At 66.3% G+C, this 19412-nt stretch carries 17 protein-coding genes and 3 pseudogenes; 8 read left to right on the top strand and 12 right to left on the bottom strand.

The genetic code is table 11. The features are described 5' to 3' along the window. Positions 1–26: 26 nt before the first annotated feature. From FIV43_RS20145 to FIV43_RS20125, 5 genes and pseudogenes are all read left to right on the top strand, one after another. Positions 27–1261: pseudogene (locus FIV43_RS20145) on the top strand (IS256 family transposase). Positions 1262–1305: 44 nt separating this feature from the next. Next, positions 1306–1503 carry a transposase gene (locus FIV43_RS20140; RefSeq protein ID WP_196780903.1) on the top strand — a complete coding sequence of 66 codons (198 nt, stop codon included), beginning with the start codon at positions 1306–1308 and terminating at the stop codon, positions 1501–1503. A gap of 102 nt (positions 1504–1605) precedes the next feature. Then, positions 1606–3147 carry an IS1634 family transposase gene (locus FIV43_RS20135; protein WP_141015457.1) on the top strand — a complete coding sequence of 514 codons (1542 nt, stop codon included), beginning with the start codon at positions 1606–1608 and terminating at the stop codon, positions 3145–3147. A gap of 12 nt (positions 3148–3159) precedes the next feature. Next, a pseudogene (locus FIV43_RS20130) lies at positions 3160–3315 on the top strand (IS256 family transposase); the annotation flags it as partial. Positions 3316–3359: 44 nt separating this feature from the next. Beyond that, positions 3360–3815 (top strand): hypothetical protein, encoded by a 456-nt coding sequence (locus FIV43_RS20125; protein WP_231123560.1) that lies wholly within the window; start codon positions 3360–3362, stop codon positions 3813–3815. A 162-nt stretch (positions 3816–3977) separates the two neighbouring features. On the opposite strand, the gene FIV43_RS20120 is transcribed toward FIV43_RS20125, so the two are convergent. The 10 genes and pseudogenes from FIV43_RS20120 to rfbA form a co-directional block, all read right to left on the bottom strand. Next, a complete protein-coding gene (locus tag FIV43_RS20120; protein WP_141015554.1) occupies positions 3978–5228 on the bottom strand; it encodes an MATE family efflux transporter in 1251 nt (416 codons plus the stop codon). A 19-nt stretch (positions 5229–5247) separates the two neighbouring features. Then, positions 5248–6009 carry a glycosyltransferase family 4 protein gene (locus FIV43_RS21260; RefSeq protein ID WP_331251080.1) on the bottom strand — a complete coding sequence of 254 codons (762 nt, stop codon included), beginning with the start codon at positions 6007–6009 and terminating at the stop codon, positions 5248–5250. Positions 6010–6443: 434 nt separating this feature from the next. Beyond that, on the bottom strand, positions 6444–7559 hold the full coding sequence (gene wecB / locus FIV43_RS20110) for a non-hydrolyzing UDP-N-acetylglucosamine 2-epimerase (protein ID WP_141015552.1): 1116 nt from the start codon (positions 7557–7559) through the stop codon (positions 6444–6446). Further along, positions 7556–8674, bottom strand: a complete 1119-nt coding sequence (locus FIV43_RS20105; RefSeq protein ID WP_141015551.1) for a polysaccharide biosynthesis C-terminal domain-containing protein — start codon at positions 8672–8674, stop codon at positions 7556–7558. Before FIV43_RS20105 ends, wecB begins: the two co-directional genes overlap by 4 nt. Next, complete coding sequence (locus tag FIV43_RS20100) at positions 8671–9579, bottom strand: NAD-dependent epimerase/dehydratase family protein (RefSeq protein WP_141015550.1); 909 nt, start codon at positions 9577–9579, stop codon at positions 8671–8673. Before FIV43_RS20100 ends, FIV43_RS20105 begins: the two co-directional genes overlap by 4 nt. Continuing rightward, positions 9576–10793 (bottom strand): glycosyltransferase family 4 protein, encoded by a 1218-nt coding sequence (locus FIV43_RS20095; protein WP_141015549.1) that lies wholly within the window; start codon positions 10791–10793, stop codon positions 9576–9578. The genes FIV43_RS20100 and FIV43_RS20095 overlap by 4 nt, the downstream gene beginning before the upstream one ends. An 8-nt stretch (positions 10794–10801) precedes the next feature. Beyond that, positions 10802–11758 carry an MraY family glycosyltransferase gene (locus FIV43_RS20090; RefSeq protein WP_141015548.1) on the bottom strand — a complete coding sequence of 319 codons (957 nt, stop codon included), beginning with the start codon at positions 11756–11758 and terminating at the stop codon, positions 10802–10804. Then, a complete protein-coding gene (locus FIV43_RS20085) occupies positions 11758–12714 on the bottom strand; it encodes a polysaccharide biosynthesis protein (RefSeq protein ID WP_196780902.1) in 957 nt (318 codons plus the stop codon). The genes FIV43_RS20090 and FIV43_RS20085 overlap by 1 nt, the downstream gene beginning before the upstream one ends. 59 nt (positions 12715–12773) lie before the next feature. Then, positions 12774–14615 carry a polysaccharide biosynthesis protein gene (locus tag FIV43_RS20080; protein ID WP_196780901.1) on the bottom strand — a complete coding sequence of 614 codons (1842 nt, stop codon included), beginning with the start codon at positions 14613–14615 and terminating at the stop codon, positions 12774–12776. Positions 14616–14814: 199 nt separating this feature from the next. Continuing rightward, a pseudogene (gene rfbA / locus FIV43_RS20075) lies at positions 14815–15692 on the bottom strand (glucose-1-phosphate thymidylyltransferase RfbA). Between the two features lie 69 nt (positions 15693–15761). Between rfbA and rfbB the strand changes: the two are divergent. The 3 genes from rfbB to FIV43_RS20065 are packed head-to-tail and all read left to right on the top strand — an operon-like array spanning position 15762 to position 18204. Then, the gene (gene rfbB / locus FIV43_RS20070; RefSeq protein ID WP_141015545.1) at positions 15762–16760 is read left to right on the top strand and encodes a dTDP-glucose 4,6-dehydratase; all 999 of its coding nucleotides are present in this window, start codon (positions 15762–15764) and stop codon (positions 16758–16760) included. 2 nt (positions 16761–16762) lie between these two features. Then, entirely contained in the window at positions 16763–17353 is a 591-nt protein-coding gene (locus FIV43_RS24000) for a dTDP-4-dehydrorhamnose 3,5-epimerase family protein (protein ID WP_407938847.1), read from the top strand. Next, on the top strand, positions 17251–18204 hold the full coding sequence (locus tag FIV43_RS20065) for an SDR family oxidoreductase (protein ID WP_407938846.1): 954 nt from the start codon (positions 17251–17253) through the stop codon (positions 18202–18204). Before FIV43_RS24000 ends, FIV43_RS20065 begins: the two co-directional genes overlap by 103 nt. Here the strand turns inward: FIV43_RS20065 and FIV43_RS20060 are convergent. Beyond that, entirely contained in the window at positions 18190–18489 is a 300-nt protein-coding gene (locus tag FIV43_RS20060) for a DUF2516 family protein (protein WP_141015544.1), read from the bottom strand. The two genes, FIV43_RS20065 and FIV43_RS20060, sit on opposite strands and share 15 nt — an antisense overlap. 92 nt (positions 18490–18581) lie before the next feature. After that, positions 18582–19412, bottom strand: coding sequence for a hypothetical protein (locus FIV43_RS21255; RefSeq protein ID WP_181407610.1), 831 nt, complete (start codon positions 19410–19412; stop codon positions 18582–18584).

The raw sequence follows: 19412 nt of genomic DNA, 5'->3' as shown, positions 1-19412 counted from the left end.
CAGAATCCTCGAACGGAGTCATCACGATGACCGCTCCACACATTGTCGACCCAGCACGCCTGCTCGGCGAAGCCAGCCCGGATCTGATGCGCACGTTGTTGCAAACGATCATCAACGCACTGCTGTCCGCTGACGCCGACGCGGTGGTCGGTGCCGAGTACGGGCGGCCTACCCCGGGCCGCACGAGCCAGCGCAACGGCTACCGCCACCGCGACCTCAACACCCGGGTCGGGACCATCGATGTCGCGATCCCCAAGCTCCGCAAGGGCACCTACTTCCCCCAGTGGCTGCTCGAGCGCCGCAAACGAGCAGAGACCGCGCTGATCACCGTGGTCGCCGACTGCTACCTCGCCGGCGTGTCCACGCGTCGGATGGACAAGCTCGTGAAGACCCTCGGGATCGACTCCCTGTCGAAGTCGCAGGTCTCGCGGATGGCCGAAGAGCTCGACGCGATCGTCGAGGACTGGCGCCACCGACCGCTCGACGAGGCGGGGCCGTTCACCTTGGTCACCGCGGACGCACTGACGATGAAGGTCCGCGAAGGAGGGCGGGTGATCAACGCGGTCGTGCTGCTCGCGACCGGGGTGAACAGCGACGGGCACCGTGAGGTCCTCGGCATGCGCGTGGCCACCGCCGAGACCGGTGCGGCGTGGAACGAATTCTTCGCCGACCTGGTCGCTCGTGGCCTGTCCGGTGTACGGCTGGTCACCTCCGATGCCCACCGCGGCCTGGTCGAGGCGATCGCAGCGAACCTTCCTGGAGCGGCCTGGCAGCGGTGCCGGACCCACTACGCGTTCAACCTGATGGGCGTCACCCCGAAGAGCATGTGGCCGGCGGTCAACGCGATGCTGCACAGCGTCTACGCCCAGCCCGACGCGACCGCCGTGCACGCCCAGTTCGACCGACTCCTGGACTACGTCGAGCCCAAGCTCCCCGAGGTTCACGACCACCTCGACCGGGCCCGCGCGGACCTGCTGTCGTTCAACGCGTACCCGAAGGAGATCTGGACCCAGATCTGGTCCAACAACCCACCGAACGGCTCAACAAGGAGATCCGTCGCCGCACCGTCGCGGTCGGGATCTTCCCCACCCGCGAGGCCATCGTGCGTCTGGTCGGCGCCGTGCTGGCCGAACAGACCGACGAATGGGCCGAAGGCCGCCGCTACCTCGGACTCGACGTCCTGGCCCGTTCCCGCGTCACCATCGTCCCCACCCCCGAACCCGAGATCGGAGCCGACGACCTGCCCGCACTGACCGCCTAACCACCCCGACCGAAGGAACGCAGCGCTACACCACTACCCGGGACTTGACCGCCATCGACGACCAGCTCTACGGCATCCGCACGATCCTGCGCTGCGGCGCCGAGAAGTTCACTGACCGCCAACGCGCACGACTCGAACGCGCGATCGCTGCCGACGGACGCCACGACGAGGTCCTCGTCGCCTGGCTGTGCGCACAGAAGCTTCGATCGGCCTACAACGAAGAACCCGGCCCAGAGACCTGACTTGCACAGGTCGGGCGTGATTCTGGGGCCGGCTCAGCGTTTGCGCTGGTCAGGGCCGGTGCGGGTGTCGGTGGTGACACACTAAGCGGCTACGTTTCCGGGGTGGTGTTCCTGCGGAAGGTGAAGACGGCCTCGGGCGCGACGGCCGTGCAGATCGCCCGCCGGGAACATCGACGCGACGTCGTCATCGAGCATTTGGGTTCCGCGCACACCGAAGCCGAGCTCGCGGCGTTGATGCAGGTCGGGCGCCGCAAGATCGAGGAAGGCCAAGGCGTTCTCGACCTCGGACTGGAGCCCGAGCAGGATCCGCGCGCCACGATCGTGCAGGCCAAGGCCTCGCGGCTGCTGGTCGCGGTCATCGAGTCGGCGTGGCAGACATTGGGGTTCGGTGTGATCAACGACGAGGCGTTCTTCCAGCTCGTGCTGGCCCGGATCGTCGAGCCGACGTCGATGCTGGATGCCGGGCGGGTGCTGAGCGAGCTCGGCCTCACGCCTGCGCACCGCAACACCTTCAGCGCCACCCTGCGCCGTGCCGGACAGCGCGGCTACCGCGACCAGATCGCGGCCGCCTGCTTCCGCGATGCCACCGCGTGGGGTGACGTGTCGCTGTGTCTCTATGACGTGACGACGCTGTACTTCGAGGCCGAGAAGGAAGACGACCTCAGGAAGGTCGGCTACTCCAAAGAACGCCGTGTCGATCCCCAGGTCGTCGTCGGGCTCCTGGTCGACCGGCGCGGTTTCCCGCTCGAGATCGGCTGTTTCGAGGGCAACAAGGCCGAGACGCTCACGATGATCCCGATCATCAAGGCCTTCCAGAAGCGCCACGGCGTGAGCGACATGGCTGTCGTCGCTGATGCCGGGATGCTGTCCGCGACCAACCTGCGCGAACTCGACCAAGCCGGTCTGCGGTTCATCGTCGGCTCCCGGGTGACCAAGGCGCCGGTCGATCTGGAGTCCCACTTCCGCTGGCACGGCGACGCCCTCAGCGACGGGCAACTCATCGACACGATCACCCCGAAGAACCGACGCAGCATCGAGAACGACACGAAGAAGAAGCGCGAGCCGGTCTGGGACCCGGAACAGCACCCGGGATCCTGGCGGGCGGTGTGGGCCTACTCGGCCAAACGCGCCGCCCGTGACGGCAAGACGCTGACCCTGCAGGAGAACCGCGCCAAGGAAGTCATCGCGGGCGAGAAGACCGCCCGGACACCGCGGTTCGTCAAGACCACCAACGGCACCAAGACACTCGATGAGGCGTCCTTGACGCGGGCACGTCGGCTGGTCGGGCTGAAGGGCTACGTCACCAACATCCCCGCAGGCGTGATGGACCCCGACGAGGTCATCGGCAGCTACCACGACCTGTGGCGCGTTGAGCAGTCGTTCCGGATGTCCAAGACCGACCTACGCGCCCGGCCGATGTTCCACCACAAGCGCGAATCGATCGAAGCCCACCTCACCATCGTGTTCGCCGCGCTCGCCGTCGCGCGCTACCTCCAGCAACGCAGCGGCGTCAGCATCAAGAAGCTCGTCCAGACCCTGCGCCCGCTGCAGGAGATCACAGTCAGCGTCGCCGGCCAGTCGATCGCCGCCCAACCACAGATCCCGCCCGAGGCCCAAGAACTCATCGACCGCGTGACCCACTAAGTCTGTGCAACTCAGGTGGTCGGCGCCGTGCTGGCCGAACAGACCGACGAATGGGCCGAAGGCCGCCGCTACCTCGGACTCGACGTCCTGGCCCGTTCCCGCGTCACCATCGTCCCCACCCCCGAACCCGAGATCGGAGCCGACGACCTGCCCGCACTGACCGCCTAACCACCCCGACCGAAGGAACGCAGCGCTACACCACTACCCGGGACTTGACCGCCATCGACGACCAGCTCTACGGCATCCGCACGATCCTGCGCTGCGGCGCCGAGAAGTTCACTGACCGCCAACGCGCACGACTCGAACGCGCGATCGCTGCCGACGGACGCCACGACGAGGTCCTCGTCGCCTGGCTGTGCGCACAGAAGCTTCGATCGGCCTACAACGAAGAACCCGGCCCAGAGACGCCGGACCGCCGAAGAGCTCATCCGGTCGCTGCCGACCTGCCCGATCCCGGAGATCAAGCCACACGGCAAGACTCTGAAGCAGTGGCGCGAAGCATTCTTGGCCTATATCGACGCCGGCCGTGCCAGCAACGGCGGCACGGAGGCGATCAACGGCCTCTCGAGCTCCACCGCCGCGTCGCCCGCGGATTCCGCAACCGCGATCATTACCGACTACGAATGCTGCTCATCGGCGGCTGCCTGACTCACCCCCACCTCAGGTAGGAAGAGCCCATAAACCAGCGTCGCGTCGCCACGACCGTGCTTGCCGGCGACGACACCCGCGAGCCAGGTAGCCCATCGGGGCGGCTCCCACTCGGTCCGGCATACCGCCAGCAGAGTTCGAAGGGAGGTCCTAGCCTCCATCAGACCCAGGGCGGTTCATTATCAGGCGCGACCGTCCGACCGGAGTTCAACAAGTTTCGCGATCCGCGAGCCCCTGCTTATCCCTCGCCATTTGATGAATGACTCGTACCAAAAGGTATACGGCTGAGACGAGCCCCGCCCCGCCAGAACCAGCGGGATCGCAATAAAGGTAAGCCCTGAGACTGCGGCACACCCGACACCAATCAACACTACAACCACCGACAGTATCTTCGCGACAACAATCTGCCGACCTTGATCACGCAGCTTAAAGAAGATCCCGGCCGTCGCAATAAAAAGCAGAAATCCGTACTCGACACAGGTGATCGGGAGGATATCTCGCACCATTGGCCAACTATCCGCAAACATGGCTCGGCCAACTGGAGACGAAGGCATCAGCAGGATAAGAGCCCACAGGACGAGTGCGCCTAGCAAGACCAACATGACCAATACAAGAGCGCGGACATCTTTCGAACGTGAGCGTCGGGCAAGCGCCGCCAGAACTCCAAAGTCAAGGAACGTCATAAGCGTGTTCAGTGGCCCAAGCACGGTTCCAGCACCCCGGAGCGCACCCACCGCACCCGCGCCATAGACGGGAGCTACAACTAGCGCCGTGACCACGGTAACGCCGCCTGACATTGCAACTTGCGCGACCGAGGCTTCGCGGGCACCGCGCCCCGGTCTGAGGGTTCGCCACCCGCCCGACCAGTCGACACTCGGAGTCAGGCATCCAACCGCTACGACCATAGAGCCAGCAGCGATCAGAATCCAAAGAAGAGTCGCAGTCACTGGAGAGAGCGAACTCCCACTCACCCATAAGATGAGCGCGCCCATCAGCCAAAGGCTGTCAGAAGCCACAGCAACGCCGGTCCTTCTAGTCGCGACCGCATGGAATCTCGCGAGATCCTGCACGAGAAGTATGGGCACCGCCACACTCATCAGCACCACGATAGATACACCCGTAGCAGAAGTGGAGGTTGCGATACCGAGTACCAGGACCCCAGACGCTGCGACCGCAGCGATATAGATTGCCGCAGCGACAGAACTCCCATACAGCACACCTTGCTCAACCCGCGATAAACTCGCTCCGAGGGCAATAGGCAGGCCAAGATATGCTCGCGTCACGCCTAAGGCTAGGGTCATGACCGCATATACGGTCGCGAATAGACCGAACTCGTCCGAACTGTATGCCGCGGCCAAAGCGAGAACCGAGGCCATGTTGCTCGCACTCGCCACCATCTGGTCCAGAAGCGACAGGCTAGAACGCAACTTCAAGACAGAACGTCCTCGATATTCAACGCCCGCACTTGCCCGACGAACCTTCGGTCACCGAGCGCAGGAAGTTGGCTAGGCGACCCGGGGAGGCCAGAGCGCCGACATTCTTTGCGCATGCGAGATTGGCGCGGGAAGCGGACTCGTACAGGACGCTGTTCTCGACCAGGGCTGCGACCTTGCCAGAAATAGCCGTGGCATCGCCAGGCGCCACAATGTACTGGTTCTCAATGAGTTCACCTACAGCACCGGCGTCAGTCGAGACTACTGGGAGGGCGCGCGCCATAGCCTCCACCATCGCACGGGACAGGCCTTCAGAGTAACTTCCCGACAAGTATATATCTGATTCATCGAGTATCTCGCGCACCCGCTCGGGAGCGTGAACCTGCCCCAGAAAATTTACGTCACCTCTTATGCCTCGATGGGCTGAGATATTCGCGAGCTCAGCCATTCGCGGTCCATCTCCTATTAAGGAGAGGGTGGTTTTCAAGCCAAGTCCATTGAGAATCTGGGTCGCTTCGATGAGAACGTCGTGCCCTTTGATCTTTCCGTTCATCGCGCCAATACTGCAAAGCCGAATCGGGCGAGATAGATCTAGAGATCGCGGAGCATCTACATACGCCTCATCACCGAGAACCACGTTGGATCTGGCTAACACGGGGACCCCGATGGGTGCCGGATATCGCGCCTGCAACCATTCCTGCGAAACGTATACGACTCCCACCGAGCGCCGGACGATTGCCCGGGCAAAGAGGGTCGCCAAGCTTCCAAACAGGCGACCCATTCTTGACTCTCCGCCAAAATAGGCAGCGCCAATTGAAGCGGGGTCAGTGGCCATAAACGCGATATATCTAGCTCCGGCCATGAAACTACGTCCAAACAGCAACAGAGCCAGAGGTTCTACAGGGCGTCCTATAAAGACGTCGGCCTTAGATCCGATTCGAGACACCGCGAGTACCAATCGCGGGAGTGTTAAGACAAGGCCACGGAGGCCCTGATATCGCGGCAGGGTCTCTACCTCTACTCCATCCCCGTCAACGAGAGGACCGTCGTCGGAAACAGTGGGATCGAGACGTGCAACGACAGTTATCGAGCCAAATGCGGCCACGAACGGCGCCCAAGCAGCAAAGCTTGCGGCATTATGGTTGGCTCTAAATCGACCCCGACTGTCGCGATGAACGGTTACGTCTGTTGCCACCCATACCCGCAGCGATCTAGTCACAACTCTCGGACCCCGGCCCATTGCTTGTGACGCTTGGTGGTCGACAGTATGAAACGCACGACCCTCTGGGACGTATTCTCAATGTCGTACCCTTGCGGAATCGACGTTGATTCCTCACGCAGCAGTACGCCGATGGTACGGACAACATCAGCGGCGTCCAGACCAGTCATCACAATCGATCCGGCGTCAAGTGCTTCGGGCCGCTCAATCGAGTCACGCAGAGTTAGTGCCGGGAATCCCAGAATCGACGATTCCTCGGCGATCGTGCCGGAGTCGGAGAGTACACACGCGGCGTTCTTTTGGAGATTGTTGTAGTCATGGAAGCCGAACGGCTCCATCCAACGTATGTCAGCACCGGTATCCAGCGAAACTTGTGCAAGTCGCTTTCGGGTTCGGGGGTGCGTGGAAACGATCACCGGCAGTTGCCACTCTCGATGGACGGCTTTGAGGCAATCGATCAACTGCACCAAGCGCGGGGCCGAGTCTACATTCTCTTCGCGGTGCGCACTGACCAGAAAGTACTTCTTGGGAGCGAGCGAGAGCTGCTCAAGAACGGTTGACCTTTCAATGTTCTCACGATACGTACTCAACACCTCACGCATAGGTGAGCCGGTGACCACAATCCGGCGCGGGTGCAGGCCCTCGGCGAGCAGGTTGCGGCGCGCGTGTTCGGTGTAGGCAAGGTTGAAGTCCGCGACGTGGTCGACGAGGCGACGGTTGGTCTCCTCCGGCACGTTCTCGTCGAAGCAGCGGTTGCCAGCCTCCATGTGGAAGGTGGGCACCCGCATCCGCTTCGCCATCACCGTCGCGATGCAGGAGTTGGTGTCACCCAACACCAGCAGGGCGTCCGGCTGCTCCTCGAGCAGGACCTTCTCCGTGCCGACAAGGACCCCGCCGAGGACCGCGCCCAGCGAGCTGGTGTCGACGCCGAGGTAGTGGTCGGGGGCCCGCAGGCCGAGGTCGTCGAAGAAGACCTGGTTGAGCGAGTGGTCGTAGTTCTGCCCGGTGTGCACCAACACGTGCTCGATGCCAGGAGTCGAGTCCAGACGGTCGATCACCCGCGCCAGACGGATGATCTCCGGGCGCGTGCCGACGACGGTCATGACCTTCATGCGGATGCCTCCTGGGCAATCGTCTCGGGGTACTGGTCCGGGTTGACAGGGTCGAGCAACTGGTCCGCCCAGAACATCGTGACGAGCTCCGTGTCGCCGACATTACGAATGTTGTGCACCCACAGGGTGGGCATGTCGACAAATGACGGCGTGTCCCCGCTCAGACGGAAACGGACGACCTCGTCGTGGAACAGCTGGCGCAGTTCGATCTCCGCCTCGCCCTTCACCACGAAGAACCTCTCCACCTTGTGCAGGTGGTAGTGCTCGCCGCGCTTCTGGCCGGGTAGCGTGGTCGACATAAACGCCATGCCTGGACCACCGTGAGCGCGGACAGTCTCGAACAGATCTCCTCGGTTGTCCGCGTGCACCTGCGCCGACAGCGGCCACATCTCGGGGAACGCCGCCGCCCGGTAGGTGTTGAACAAGTTGCGCAGCAGCGGTGTCGAGATATCGGGTACCTCACCGCGCTGGTGGTAAAGCGCGTAGAACTCCTCGAACAGTTCCAACACGCGGCTGATTCTGACGGCCTCGGCTGGGATTGTCTCCCGCACGTCGCTGCCGGCGGCCGCAATCAGTGCGGCCGCTGCGTCCTGGGCGTGCAGAAGCGGGATCTCGCGGTCACCACTCACGGTCGGCGTGCGGCCCGCGGCCACCTCATGGGCGAACGTTGCCACGAATGAGTTGTAGCCCGGTCTGCCGTGCTCGCCGTACAAGTTGGGCAGCAGGAGGTCCGCGAAGTGTCCACCGGTCGCGTGTGCCGACCGAGCCAGGAGACCCGCCGCTTGAGCCTTGCCGCGGCCGTAGGCGTTGTTCAGGTCGGCCTGCACGGAGTTGGCGTAGACGACATCGACGGGCCGATCGTTGGCACGCAGGGCTTCGACCAGGGTCTCCGCAAGGTCCACATTGCCTTGCTCGACCGTCTCCTCGGTGTCGGCCCGGTTGATCCCGGCGATGTGCAGCACCGTGTCGACCCCGGTCAGCGCAGCAGCCAGGCGCTCGGGGTCGGCGAAGTCGCCACGGCCCAGTCGCACGGCCTCTACGCCGTGCACAGCCTGCAGCCGGCACGACGTGTGCCAGCCGAGGAAGCCGAAGCCCCCGGTGATCCCGACCCTCATCTCAGTTCCTTCCACGCTTCTAACGACTGGGGAGCGCTCCAGCGTCCCTCAAGCCAGCCAGGCTCTTGAGCCTGACCAAACCACAACATCTCGAGCCGGCGCGCCTCTCCTGCGGCACGGGCGCTCCGGCTGCCTACCGTCCGTGCGGAGACAATGACGGCTCGGGCTACGGAGACCGGCACGTGACGTGGCTCCCGACCGCCGAGTCGCCGGACTAGTTCCGAAGTCGTCAGACCCTCCGAAGGGTGGAGGACTATCCGAGGCACCGGCGACGGGACCAGCGCGAGGAACTTCGCCACATCTCCGACGTTTTCGACTAGGACTTGCGGGGTTGGGTCGTCACCAGTACCTGCGACGGAAGCGGCCGGGCTGCCCAGCAACCGTGCGAGCCGCTCGGTCACCGCCCGCCCGGGTCCGTGTACCGACGTCGGTCGATAACAGACGGCGTTCCTGTGGGAGCTGAGCATGATCTGTTCGCCAACGACCTTCGAGGCGGAGTACGGGCTAAATGGCTCATAGACCTCCGATTCGTCAAGTGGTGCGCGTCGACCCTGCACGGCGGCGGAACTGACGTGGACCAAGCGAACGTCACTACACAGCGCCCGCGCGACAACTCCGGGAAGCAGCGAGTTGGCGCCGAACAGGTCGTCACCGTGAGCGGTGGCAGTCGCTAGGCCGGCGGCGTTGACCACTGCCGAGCAGCCGAGCAGCCGTTCGCGCAGCTCCTGCACTACGCCGGCTCGTTCAGGGCGGTCGAGGTCTGCCGTCACCGCCGCGAGGTCGCGGCCAGAGGTACTGAGCCGCGGTGACTTCACGATCCGCGCCTCGACTCCATCCCGTTCGAGCGCGCGCACCACGTGTGCGCCCACGAACCCGCTGCCGCCAAGGACGCCGACGACGCTCATCGCGACCTCGCCGCGGTTTGCAGTACCTGCTCGAGGTGGGCGGCACCAACCTCAGCAGATAGTTGCGCCCGGTAAGCCCGCAATCCTGCCTCGCCCAGTTGGCGACGTCCCTCCTCGCCTCGGTCCGCCATGTCGCGGAAGGCTGCTGCCAGCGCGTCCGCGGACTCGGGAAGCACAGCGATGCCCGCCCCGCTGGCGGTCACAAGGTCGGCCGCGTCACCCGCGACTGCGCACACGACGGGAGCACCGCAAGCCATCGACGCCTGCACCTTGCTGGGGATCGTGGCGCGGAAAAGCGGAAGGTCAAGCAAGGACACGACTTGGGCGGCGGCCTCCGCCATCAGCGCGGGCATTTGCTCCATTGGCCGGGGGCCGAGGAAGGTCACACGATCGTGGACGTCGAGCTCACGGGCCAACTGCTCGAGGCCTGCGCGGGCCACTCCGTCGCCGACGAACGCCATGCCGATGTCGGGACGGTCGCTGAGCAGGCTCATGGCTCGCACGGAGTTGTGGAGCGCTTGGACGTCCCCAATGCCACCGGCGTACATCATCCAGGTGCGCCCAGGCGGGAGTTGCGGAGTCCAGCCGGGGGCCGGCGGTCGGAACACGTCGCCCTCAACCCAGTTGGGGATGGAGATCGGCTCACTGCGTGCGCCTCGCGTGGAGAGGGTCTTCGCCATGGACGGGCTGATTGTCACGACGCCCGCGGCGCGGGAGTAAAGGCGACGCAACATGGAAGTCAGAGAGCGTTCGACGACCGACGACATCCGCTCGTTGCGGATGAACCCGCTCGCGGTGACCGTCTCCGGCCAGAGGTCTTGTACGTAGAGCACGTAGGGAACGCCGTGCAGTCGGTTCAGCGTCCACGCCGCGGCGCCGACCGTTGCTGGAGTCAGATACGTCAGAATCACGTCGACGTCCTTGAGCCAGCCCACGTTCGCTGTGGCAGCACCGGCAAACGACACCAGACTCAACGCCCGCCGGATCGCGTTCTGGTCGTGGCTGGGGACGTCTGGAACCCTCATCACCTGGATCCCGTCCCGGGTCTCGTGGTGACGCAGACTCATCGAGTAGCCGGAGTGGACGGCGCCCTGGGGGTAACTAGGGAAGCCTGTCAGCACCTTCAGATCGTGCCCCCGCGCGTGGATGGCGCGGGCGATGGCGGTCGGATGAGCCGCCGAGCCGGTCTCAGGCTCGTACCACTGGGTGATCATCCCTATCTTCACGCCTGCACCCTCTTCCGTACGAGAACCGACGGTGCCGCGAGGTATGCCGCCACCGCTGCAGCACCCAGCGCCACGGCCAGACCCAGCGATTCCTCAGCCAGCAGGGAGGCCGCGCAGACCGCCGCACCCGCCGCCGCGCAGAATCCTGCCGAGGCCAGGTGCGGCCAGCCGGCATCGGTCAGACGCTGATAGGCATGCTCGCGGTGCGCCTCGGTCAAGGAACGGCCACCTCGGACACGCTTGAGCAACACCCAGCCCGTGTCGGCGCAGTAGACAACCAGCGGTGCCGCTGCCATCCAGCGGTCGACACCGCCGACCCACGCCACAACGGACAGCGCGACGACGACCAGACCGATGCCGTAGCTGCCGACGTCGCCCAGGAAAACCTTCGCCCGCGGCGCGTTCCATGGCAGAAATCCGAGTGAAGCCCCCAGCAGGGCCGCGCCGAGAACGGTCACGAGCCCGAGATCGTGCGCGGCGCCCACGGCCCACCACCATCCGCCAACAACCGCTCCGGTCAGGCCGGAGATGCCGTTGACGCCGTCCATGAAGTTGAACGCGTTGATGTAGCCCGCGACACCGATCACCAGGGCCGGCGCCCACCACAGTGAGACCCCCGCGTGAACGGCCCAGACAGCGAGCGCGACGCCCGCAGCCAACTGCAACGTCAGCCGTATGCCGCTCCCCAGGCTCCGCAGGTCGTCGACCAGTCCGACCCCGGTCATCACCAGCATCGCCGCCAGGACCACGCCCCACCCGTCGCCGTCGCGGCCGAAGACCAGCAGCATCAGCGCCAGCGTGAGGATCACCGAAAATCCGCCGCCACGCGGCACCGAGGCGGAGTGCGACGAACGATGGTTAGGGACGTCCATGAACTGCGCACGACGCAGCACCGGGATGAGTATGCCGACCAGCGCCAGGCAGAGGACGAAGGAGAGGAGGAACGGGACCATCAGCTAGTGGCCAGCAGCGCCCGGAAGGCCGGCAGGCCGTTGAGGAGCTCGACCACACCGTCGACGTCGAGGCGCTCGGTGTTGTGCGAGTGGTAGTCGTCTATCTCCGACTCGTGCTCGTCGCCCTCGTCGAAGTACTGGCCGTAGTTGAGGTCGCGCGCATCGACGGACACGCGGAAGTACTCCCCCACGTCTTGCGAGCGGGCCAGTTCCTCACGCGTCGCCAGCGTCTCGTACAACTTCTCGCCGTGTCGAGTGCCGATGACCTGGAGCTCGGCCTCCACTCCCATTGCCTTCGCCACCGCACGCGCCAGCACCTCGACCGTCGAAGCGGGCGCCTTGCGGATGAAGAGATCGCCGGGAGCAGCGTGGGTGAAGGCGTGCTCCACTAGCAGCACCGCCTCGTCCAGCGACATCAGGAAGCGTGTCATGTCTGGGTCGGTCAGGGTGAGCGGCCGCCGCCGTTTGAGCTGCTCCACGAAGAGCGGGATCACCGAACCGCGCGAGCACATCACGTTGCCGTAACGGACCGTCGAGACCGTCGTCGCCGAGCCGGGGTTGTTGCGGGCGAAGGCCTGGGCGACCTTCTCCATCAGTCCCTTGGACATGCCCATCGCGTTCACCGGATAAGCAGCCTTGTCGGTGCCGAGGCAGACCACGGAACGAACGCCGTGAGCGTCCGCCGACTCGATGACGTTGTGGCTGCCGATGACATTGGTCTGGACAGCTTCCATGGGGAAGAACTCGCACGACGGAACTTGCTTCAGTGCGGCGGCGTGGAAGACCAGTTCGGCTCCGCGCATGGCGCGGTCGACGCTGTCACGGTCGCGCACATCCCCGATGTGGAAGCGCACCCGCGGATCATCGAGCGCGACCCGCAAGTCGTGCTGCTTCAACTCATCCCGGCTGAAGACTCGAACCTCCTCGGCACCCGCAGCCAGGAGTCGTCGCACCATGGTCCGACCGAAGGAGCCTGTCCCTCCAGTGACGAGAACAGGTCCGTTGGAAGCACTTGTCACGCGTTGACACTTTCGTTCATCTCGGAATCGGACACCATCACGTCGCACAGGTCCTTCAGGGCTTCCGTCGCTCGAGTCGCAGACACGCAGCCGAGGATCGAAAGGGTGTCGGGGGTGTGCACCGCTTCGACCTGCACGTGCGAGATCAGCGGGTGCAGCGGGCGGTGGTCGAGCTCCGCGTCGGAGCGCAGGATCTCGTCCATCTTCTCCCCGTCACGCAGGCCGGTGTAGACGATCTCGATGCGGCGACCCGACTGGCGGATCAGCTCCTTGGCGACGTCGTCGATCTTGACCGGCTCGCCCATGTCGAGGATCAGCACTTCGCCGTCCCGGCCGATCGCGCCGGCCTGGAGCACGAGCTGGACCGCCTCGGGGATGGTCATGAAGTAGCGGGTGACGTCGGGGTGGGTCACCGTGATCGGGCCACCGGCGGCGATCTGGCCGGCGAAGGTGGTCAGGACCGAGCCACGGCTGCCGAGCACGTTCCCGAACCGGACGCTCATGTAGAAGCCGTCGTCCTTGCGGGCATAGTCCGCCGTCAGGCGTTCGGCGACGCGCTTGGAGTAGCCGAGCACGCTGGTGGGGTCCGCGGCCTTGTCGGTGGAGATGTTGACGAACCGCTCGACCCCGACCCGCCGGGACGCCTCGAGCACGTTGGCCGTGCCGATGACGTTGGTCTTGACGGCCTCCAGCGGATACTGCTCCAGCATCGGGAGGTGCTTGAGCGCGGCCGCGTGGAAGACGACTTCCGGACGGCGCTCGTCGAAGATCCGGTTCAGCGCGTCGGCGTCGCGGATGTCGCAGAGCACCACGTCGGGCGAGTCGAGCAGGGCGTGACCGTGGATCGACAGCTGCACGCCGTGCAGGCCGGACTCGTCGCGGTCCAGCATCATCAGCTCGGACGGGTGCCACTTCGAGATCTGGCGGGCCAGCTCGGAGCCGATGGAGCCCCCGGCGCCGGTGACCAGCACCCGCTTGCCGTTGAGGAAGTGCGCGACCGAGGAGATGTCGGTCTCGATGGCGTTGCGGCCGAGGAGGTCGGCGATGTTGATGTCGCGGACGTCGCGGATGGTGATCCGCCCGCCCAGGATCTCATCGACCGGCGGCAGCACCTTGACCTCGACCCCGAGCGCGGTGCAACGGTCGGACAGCTCGGTGACAAGCTCGCTGGGCGCCGACGGGATCGCGACGACCACGGTGTCCACGGCGTAGCCCTCGACCGCGGACTCCAGATCGGCCAGCGTGCCCTGCACGCTGACACCCTCGTAGCGGAAGTGCCGGCGCCACGGGTCGTCGTCGAGGAAGGCGACCGGGCGGTAGGGCGAGTTCGCCGTGCCGAGCATGGAGAGCACGAGCTGCTGGCCGGCATCGCCGGCGCCGACGACCAGCGTGGCCTGCACGTTGTCCCCGCTGACCCAGCCGGCGCGCATCGCATAACGACGCCAGGCGGCGCGCGCCACGATCATGAAGGCGGTCGACGCGAAGGCAGCGCCGAACGGCACCAGCCGGGCCACCGGCTGCGGCTCCCACAGGAGGTTGATCAACGAGACCAGGACACTGACCACCGCCGCCACCCCGCCGAGCAGCACCGTCTCCTCGCTGCTCGCGACGATGGCGCGACCGCGGTAGAGCTTCACCAGCCAGCCGACGCCGAAGTGCACGACCAGAGCGGTGGCACACACGATCGCCAGCCCGTCCCACGGCACCTGGACCGCGTCGTAGCGCAGGATGCCGAGCGCGGCGTAGGAGGCGACGATCGCGAGCGCGTCGGTGGCGATCAGAAGTGGGACGCGGAACCGGCGAAGGCGCGCCGTCATCCCCCCGATGTGGTGCTGCATGTGGATTGTCCCCCAGACAAAGATGACGTGCCCGGGAGAACCCCATGTCCCCCGAACGCGGTCCGAGTCTAGGGGCGAGGGCCGTCACATACCTGGTTTTCGGTGAATTCCAGGCGTCGTGACATGGACCACTTGGGGTGTGCGACCGCCGCGGTGTCGCGCCTCGACCTGCTCTGCGGCCGACCCAGCCGGCCGGGTCTCAACCCTCCAAGAGATCGAGGAGGTAGCTGCCGTAGCCGCTCTTGGCCAGCGGCGCGGCGAGATCGGCGATCTGCTGATCGCTCAGCCAGCCGTTGCGCCACGCGATCTCCTCAGGGGCGCCGATCTTCATGCCCTGCCTGGTCTCGATCGTGCGGATGTAGTTGGAGGCGTCGTTCAGGTCCGAGAAGGTCCCGGTGTCCAGCCACACTGTGCCGCGTGGGAGCACCTCGACCTGGAGGTCGCCCTGCTCGAGGTAGATGCGGTTGAGATCGGTGATCTCCAGTTCGCCCCGGGCGCTCGGCCGCAGTTCGCGCGCGTGACCGACCACGGTGCCGTCATAGAAGTAGAGACCGGGGACGGCATAGGGGCTCTTCGGCTCGGCGGGCTTCTCCTCCAGCGACACCGCAAGGCCCTCGCCGTCGAACTCGACGACGCCGTACGCGGTCGGGTCGGCGACCTTGTAGCCGAAGACTGCTGCGCCTCGAAGCTCTGAGAATCGCTTCAGCTGCGTGCCCAGGCCGGGTCCATAGAAGAGGTTGTCACCCAGCACCAGGCCGACAGGCTCGTCGCCGTTCTCGGCGAGGAAGCCCGTGTCCGCGGCGATGGTGAACGCCTGCGCGAGGCCGTCCGGAGAGGGCTGCTCCGCGTAGGTGATGTTGACGCCGAGCTGAGATCCGTCGCCGAGCAACCGGTGGAATCCTGGGGCGTCGTGGGGGTGGTGATCACAAGGATGTCGCGTATCCCGGCCAGCATCAGCGTGCTCAGCGGGTAGTAGATCATGGGCTTGTCGTAGACCGGCATCAACTGCTTGCTGATGGCCAGCGTGATCGGATGCAGCCGGCTCCCGGTGCCGCCGGCCAGAATGATCCCCCGCATGACGTTCCCCACTGTTGCTCATCGACCGTTCGGCTGTCGGCGCCCAGTCTCCCTCATAGGGTTGGGGCCGTGCAGCAGATCCTGGTCACCGGCGGCGCCGGCTTCATCGGCTCGAACTTCGTCCACCACCTCGTCCGACACACGGACGCATCCGTCACGGTGCTCGACAAGATGACCTACGCCGCCAGCCGTGAGGCCCTCGACGGCCTCCCGTCCGACCGGGTCTCCCTCGTCGTCGGCGACATCGCCGACCCGGCCGTCGTCGACCCGCTGGTCGCCGAGCACGACGCGGTGGTCCACTACGCCGCCGAGTCACACAACGACAACTCGCTCGCCGACCCGTCGCCGTTCATCCGCACCAACCTCATCGGCACCTTCACCCTGCTCGAGGCGGCACGACGGCACGACGTCCGCTTCCATCACGTCTCCACCGACGAGGTCTACGGCGATCTCGAGCTCGACGATCCCGCGAAGTTCACCCCGAGCACGCCGTACAACCCGAGTAGCCCTTACTCGGCCTCCAAGGCGGGCAGCGACCACCTGGTCCGCGCCTGGGTGCGCAGCTTCGGAGTGCGGGCGACGATCTCCAACTGCTCCAACAACTACGGCCCCTGGCAGCACGTGGAGAAGTTCATCCCGCGCCAGATCACCAACCTCCTCGCCGGCGGACGGGTGAAGCTCTACGGTGCCGGCGCCAACGTACGCGACTGGATCCACACCGAGGACCACTCCTCCGCGGTGCTCGCGATCCTCGAGCGCGGCGCGATCGGCGAGACCTACCTGATCGGCGCGGACGGCGAGAAGTCGAACCTCGAGGTCGTCCGGATGCTGCTCGGCCTGCTCGGCCACGCCGAGGACGACTTCGACCAGGTCACCGACCGAGCCGGCCACGACCTGCGCTACGCCATCGATGCCTCCAAGCTGCGCGACGAGCTCGGCTGGCGCCCCCAGTACGGCGACTTCGCGGCCGGCCTCAGCGCGACCGTCGACTGGTACCGGGCCAACGAGGCCTGGTGGCGTCCGAAGAAGGGGGCCACCGAGGCCGCCTACGCCGCGAAGGGCCAGTGACCATGGACGACGCAGCGACCGCGAGCGGCGCCGCCGACCTGACCGTCACCGAGACCCCGGTCCCCGGGCTCCTGGTCGTCACCCTGCCGGTCCACCACGACGACCGCGGCTGGTTCAAGGAGAACTGGCAGCGGGAGAAGATGGTCGCGCTCGGGCTGCCCGACTTCGGTCCGGTGCAGAACAACATGTCGTTCAACGCCCGCCGCGGCGCCACTCGCGGTATCCACACCGAGCCGTGGGACAAGTTCGTCTCGGTCGCCACCGGGCGGGTCTTCGCGGCCTGGGTGGACATGCGGGAGGGCACATCGTTCGGCGCCACGTTCAGCATCGAGCTCGACCCCGGCACCGCGGTGTACGTGCCACGCGGGGTCGGGAACTCCTACCAGGCGCTCGAGGACGGCACCCTCTACTCCTACCTGGTCAACGACCACTGGCGACCCGGGATCAGCTATCCCGCCCTGCACCTCGCCGACGAGTCCGCCGCGATCGCTTGGCCGATCCCCTGGACTCCCCCGAGGTCGAGGTCTCCGCGAAGGACCAGCTCAACCCGCGCCTCGAGGACGTCGAGCCGGTCCGACCGCGCCGGACGCTGATCACCGGGTGCCGCGGACAGCTCGGACGGGCCCTGGCCGCGCTCTGGCCCGACGCCGACCAGGTCGACCTCGACGAGCTGGACCTCACCGACCCTGCGGCGCTCGCCGCGTGGCCGTGGCCGGAGTATGACCTGATCCTCAACGCTGCCGCCTACACCGCCGTCGACCGCGCCGAGACCGACGGCCGGACGACCGCGTGGGCCGCGAACGCCGCTGCGCCGGCCGCGCTGGCCCGCGTCGCCGACATGCACGGCCTGACCCTGGTCCACTACTCGACCGACTACGTCTTCGACGGCAGCCACAAGCCCGGCGGCCACCGCGAGGACGACCCGCTCTGCCCGCTCGGCGTCTACGGCCAGACCAAGGCCGCCGGAGACCTCGCGGTCCAGCAGAGCGACCGGCACTACGTGCTGCGCACCTCGTGGGTGATCGGGGACGGCAACAACTTCGTCCGCACCATGCGCAACCTCGCCGGACGCGGCGTCTCCCCCGGCGTCGTCGACGACCAGGTCGGCCGGCTCACCTTCACCTCCGAGCTCGCCCGCGCCACCCGGCACCTGGTCGACGCGCGCGCGCCGTACGGGCTCTACAACGCCACCAACGGCGGCCCCGCCCGATCGTGGGCCGAGATCGCGCGCCGGGTCTTCGAACTCTCCGGCCGCGACGCCGCCGACGTCACCCCCGTCACCACCGAGGAGTACGGCGCCGGCAAGGACCTCGCGCCCCGCCCGCTGCACAGCCTGTTGGCGCTCGACAAGCTCACCGCGACCGGCTTCACCCCGACCGACGCCGACCAGGCCCTGGTGGCGTATCTGCGCGAGGAGAGCGCAGACGGGTCAACGACGCCGTAGCCCGGCCAGCGCCGGGCGGACGTCGGCGAGGTAGACCAGCGCGACCACGGTCATCGCCAGGTTGATGATGGAGAGCGGCAGCGGGACCAACTGCAGCACCACGGCGACCCCGAGCAGGATCGTCCAGGTCACCTTGTTCAGCTTGCCGGCAGCGTCGTAGGACTCCCCGGAGTAGAGCAGGGAGTTGGCGAACGCGTAGATCTTGGCGATCAGCAGCACGTAGTAGATGCCGACGTTGACCCAGAACTCCACGTCAGCGATCGGCGTGACGAAACCGTTGTTCATGGTGGCTCGATCCTAGCGGGCATCTGCGACCGGGAACGACGCGACGAGGCCCCCGGGTGTCGTCCCGGGGGCCTCGCGCGCGATCCGGACGATCAGGAGTCGGTCGAGGTCGACTCGCTGGCCGGGGTGGTGGCGGCGCTGCTGGCCGGGGTGCTCGCCGGGGTGGCGGGCGTGGACTCCGGCGCCTTCTTGGCGGGGGCCTTCTTGGCCGGCGCCTTCTTCGCGGTCGTCTTCGCGGTGGTCGTCTTCGCGGTGGTCGACTTCGTGGTGGACGTCGACTTCTTGGCGGCCGTCTTCTTCGCCGGCGCCTTCTTCGCGGTGGTCGTGGCGCTCGCCTTCTTCGCCGGCGCCTTGGTCGCGGTGGCCTTCTTGGCGCGGGTGGCGGCGGCCTTCTCGGCCGGGGTCGGCTCGACGGTCTCCACCACCGGGGCGGCGGCGTCGGCGACCTCGCCGCGCAGCTTCACCACGACGGCCGCGCCGCGCTTGGTCAGGTCGGCGTAGGTGGCGGTCGCGACGGCGACGTTGTCGTCGTACCGGCTCTTCACCGTGGTCTGCACCTTGCCCGGGAAGGCGACGGCGTCGGCCTGCAGCTCGGCGATCCAGGCCTCGACCTTGGAGCGGGAGTCGGCCAGCGAGGAGGTCGCCTTGCCCTGGAGGTCCTTGGGCTCGGGCAGCTCGAAGCCCTTCACGGACTTCTGCACCGCGGCGACGGTGGTCAGCACCTTGGTCTGCACGGTCTCCTGGACGCTGACGACATAGCCCTTGACCGCCTCGACGGCGAGGTCGGTGGCGCCGATGTAGGCGTAGACCGGCTTGGCGGCGCCGGCCGGGAGGTCGATCTTGGAGAGGTCCACCTTGGGGAGCTCGACCTTGGGGAGGTCGACCTTCGGGATCTCGATCTTGGGGAGGTCCAGCTTCGGCAT

Source organism: Nocardioides sambongensis, assembly GCF_006494815.1.
In the GTDB taxonomy this organism is placed as follows: domain Bacteria; phylum Actinomycetota; class Actinomycetes; order Propionibacteriales; family Nocardioidaceae; genus Nocardioides; species Nocardioides sambongensis.
This window is presented reverse-complemented; position numbering and strand designations above follow the sequence as displayed.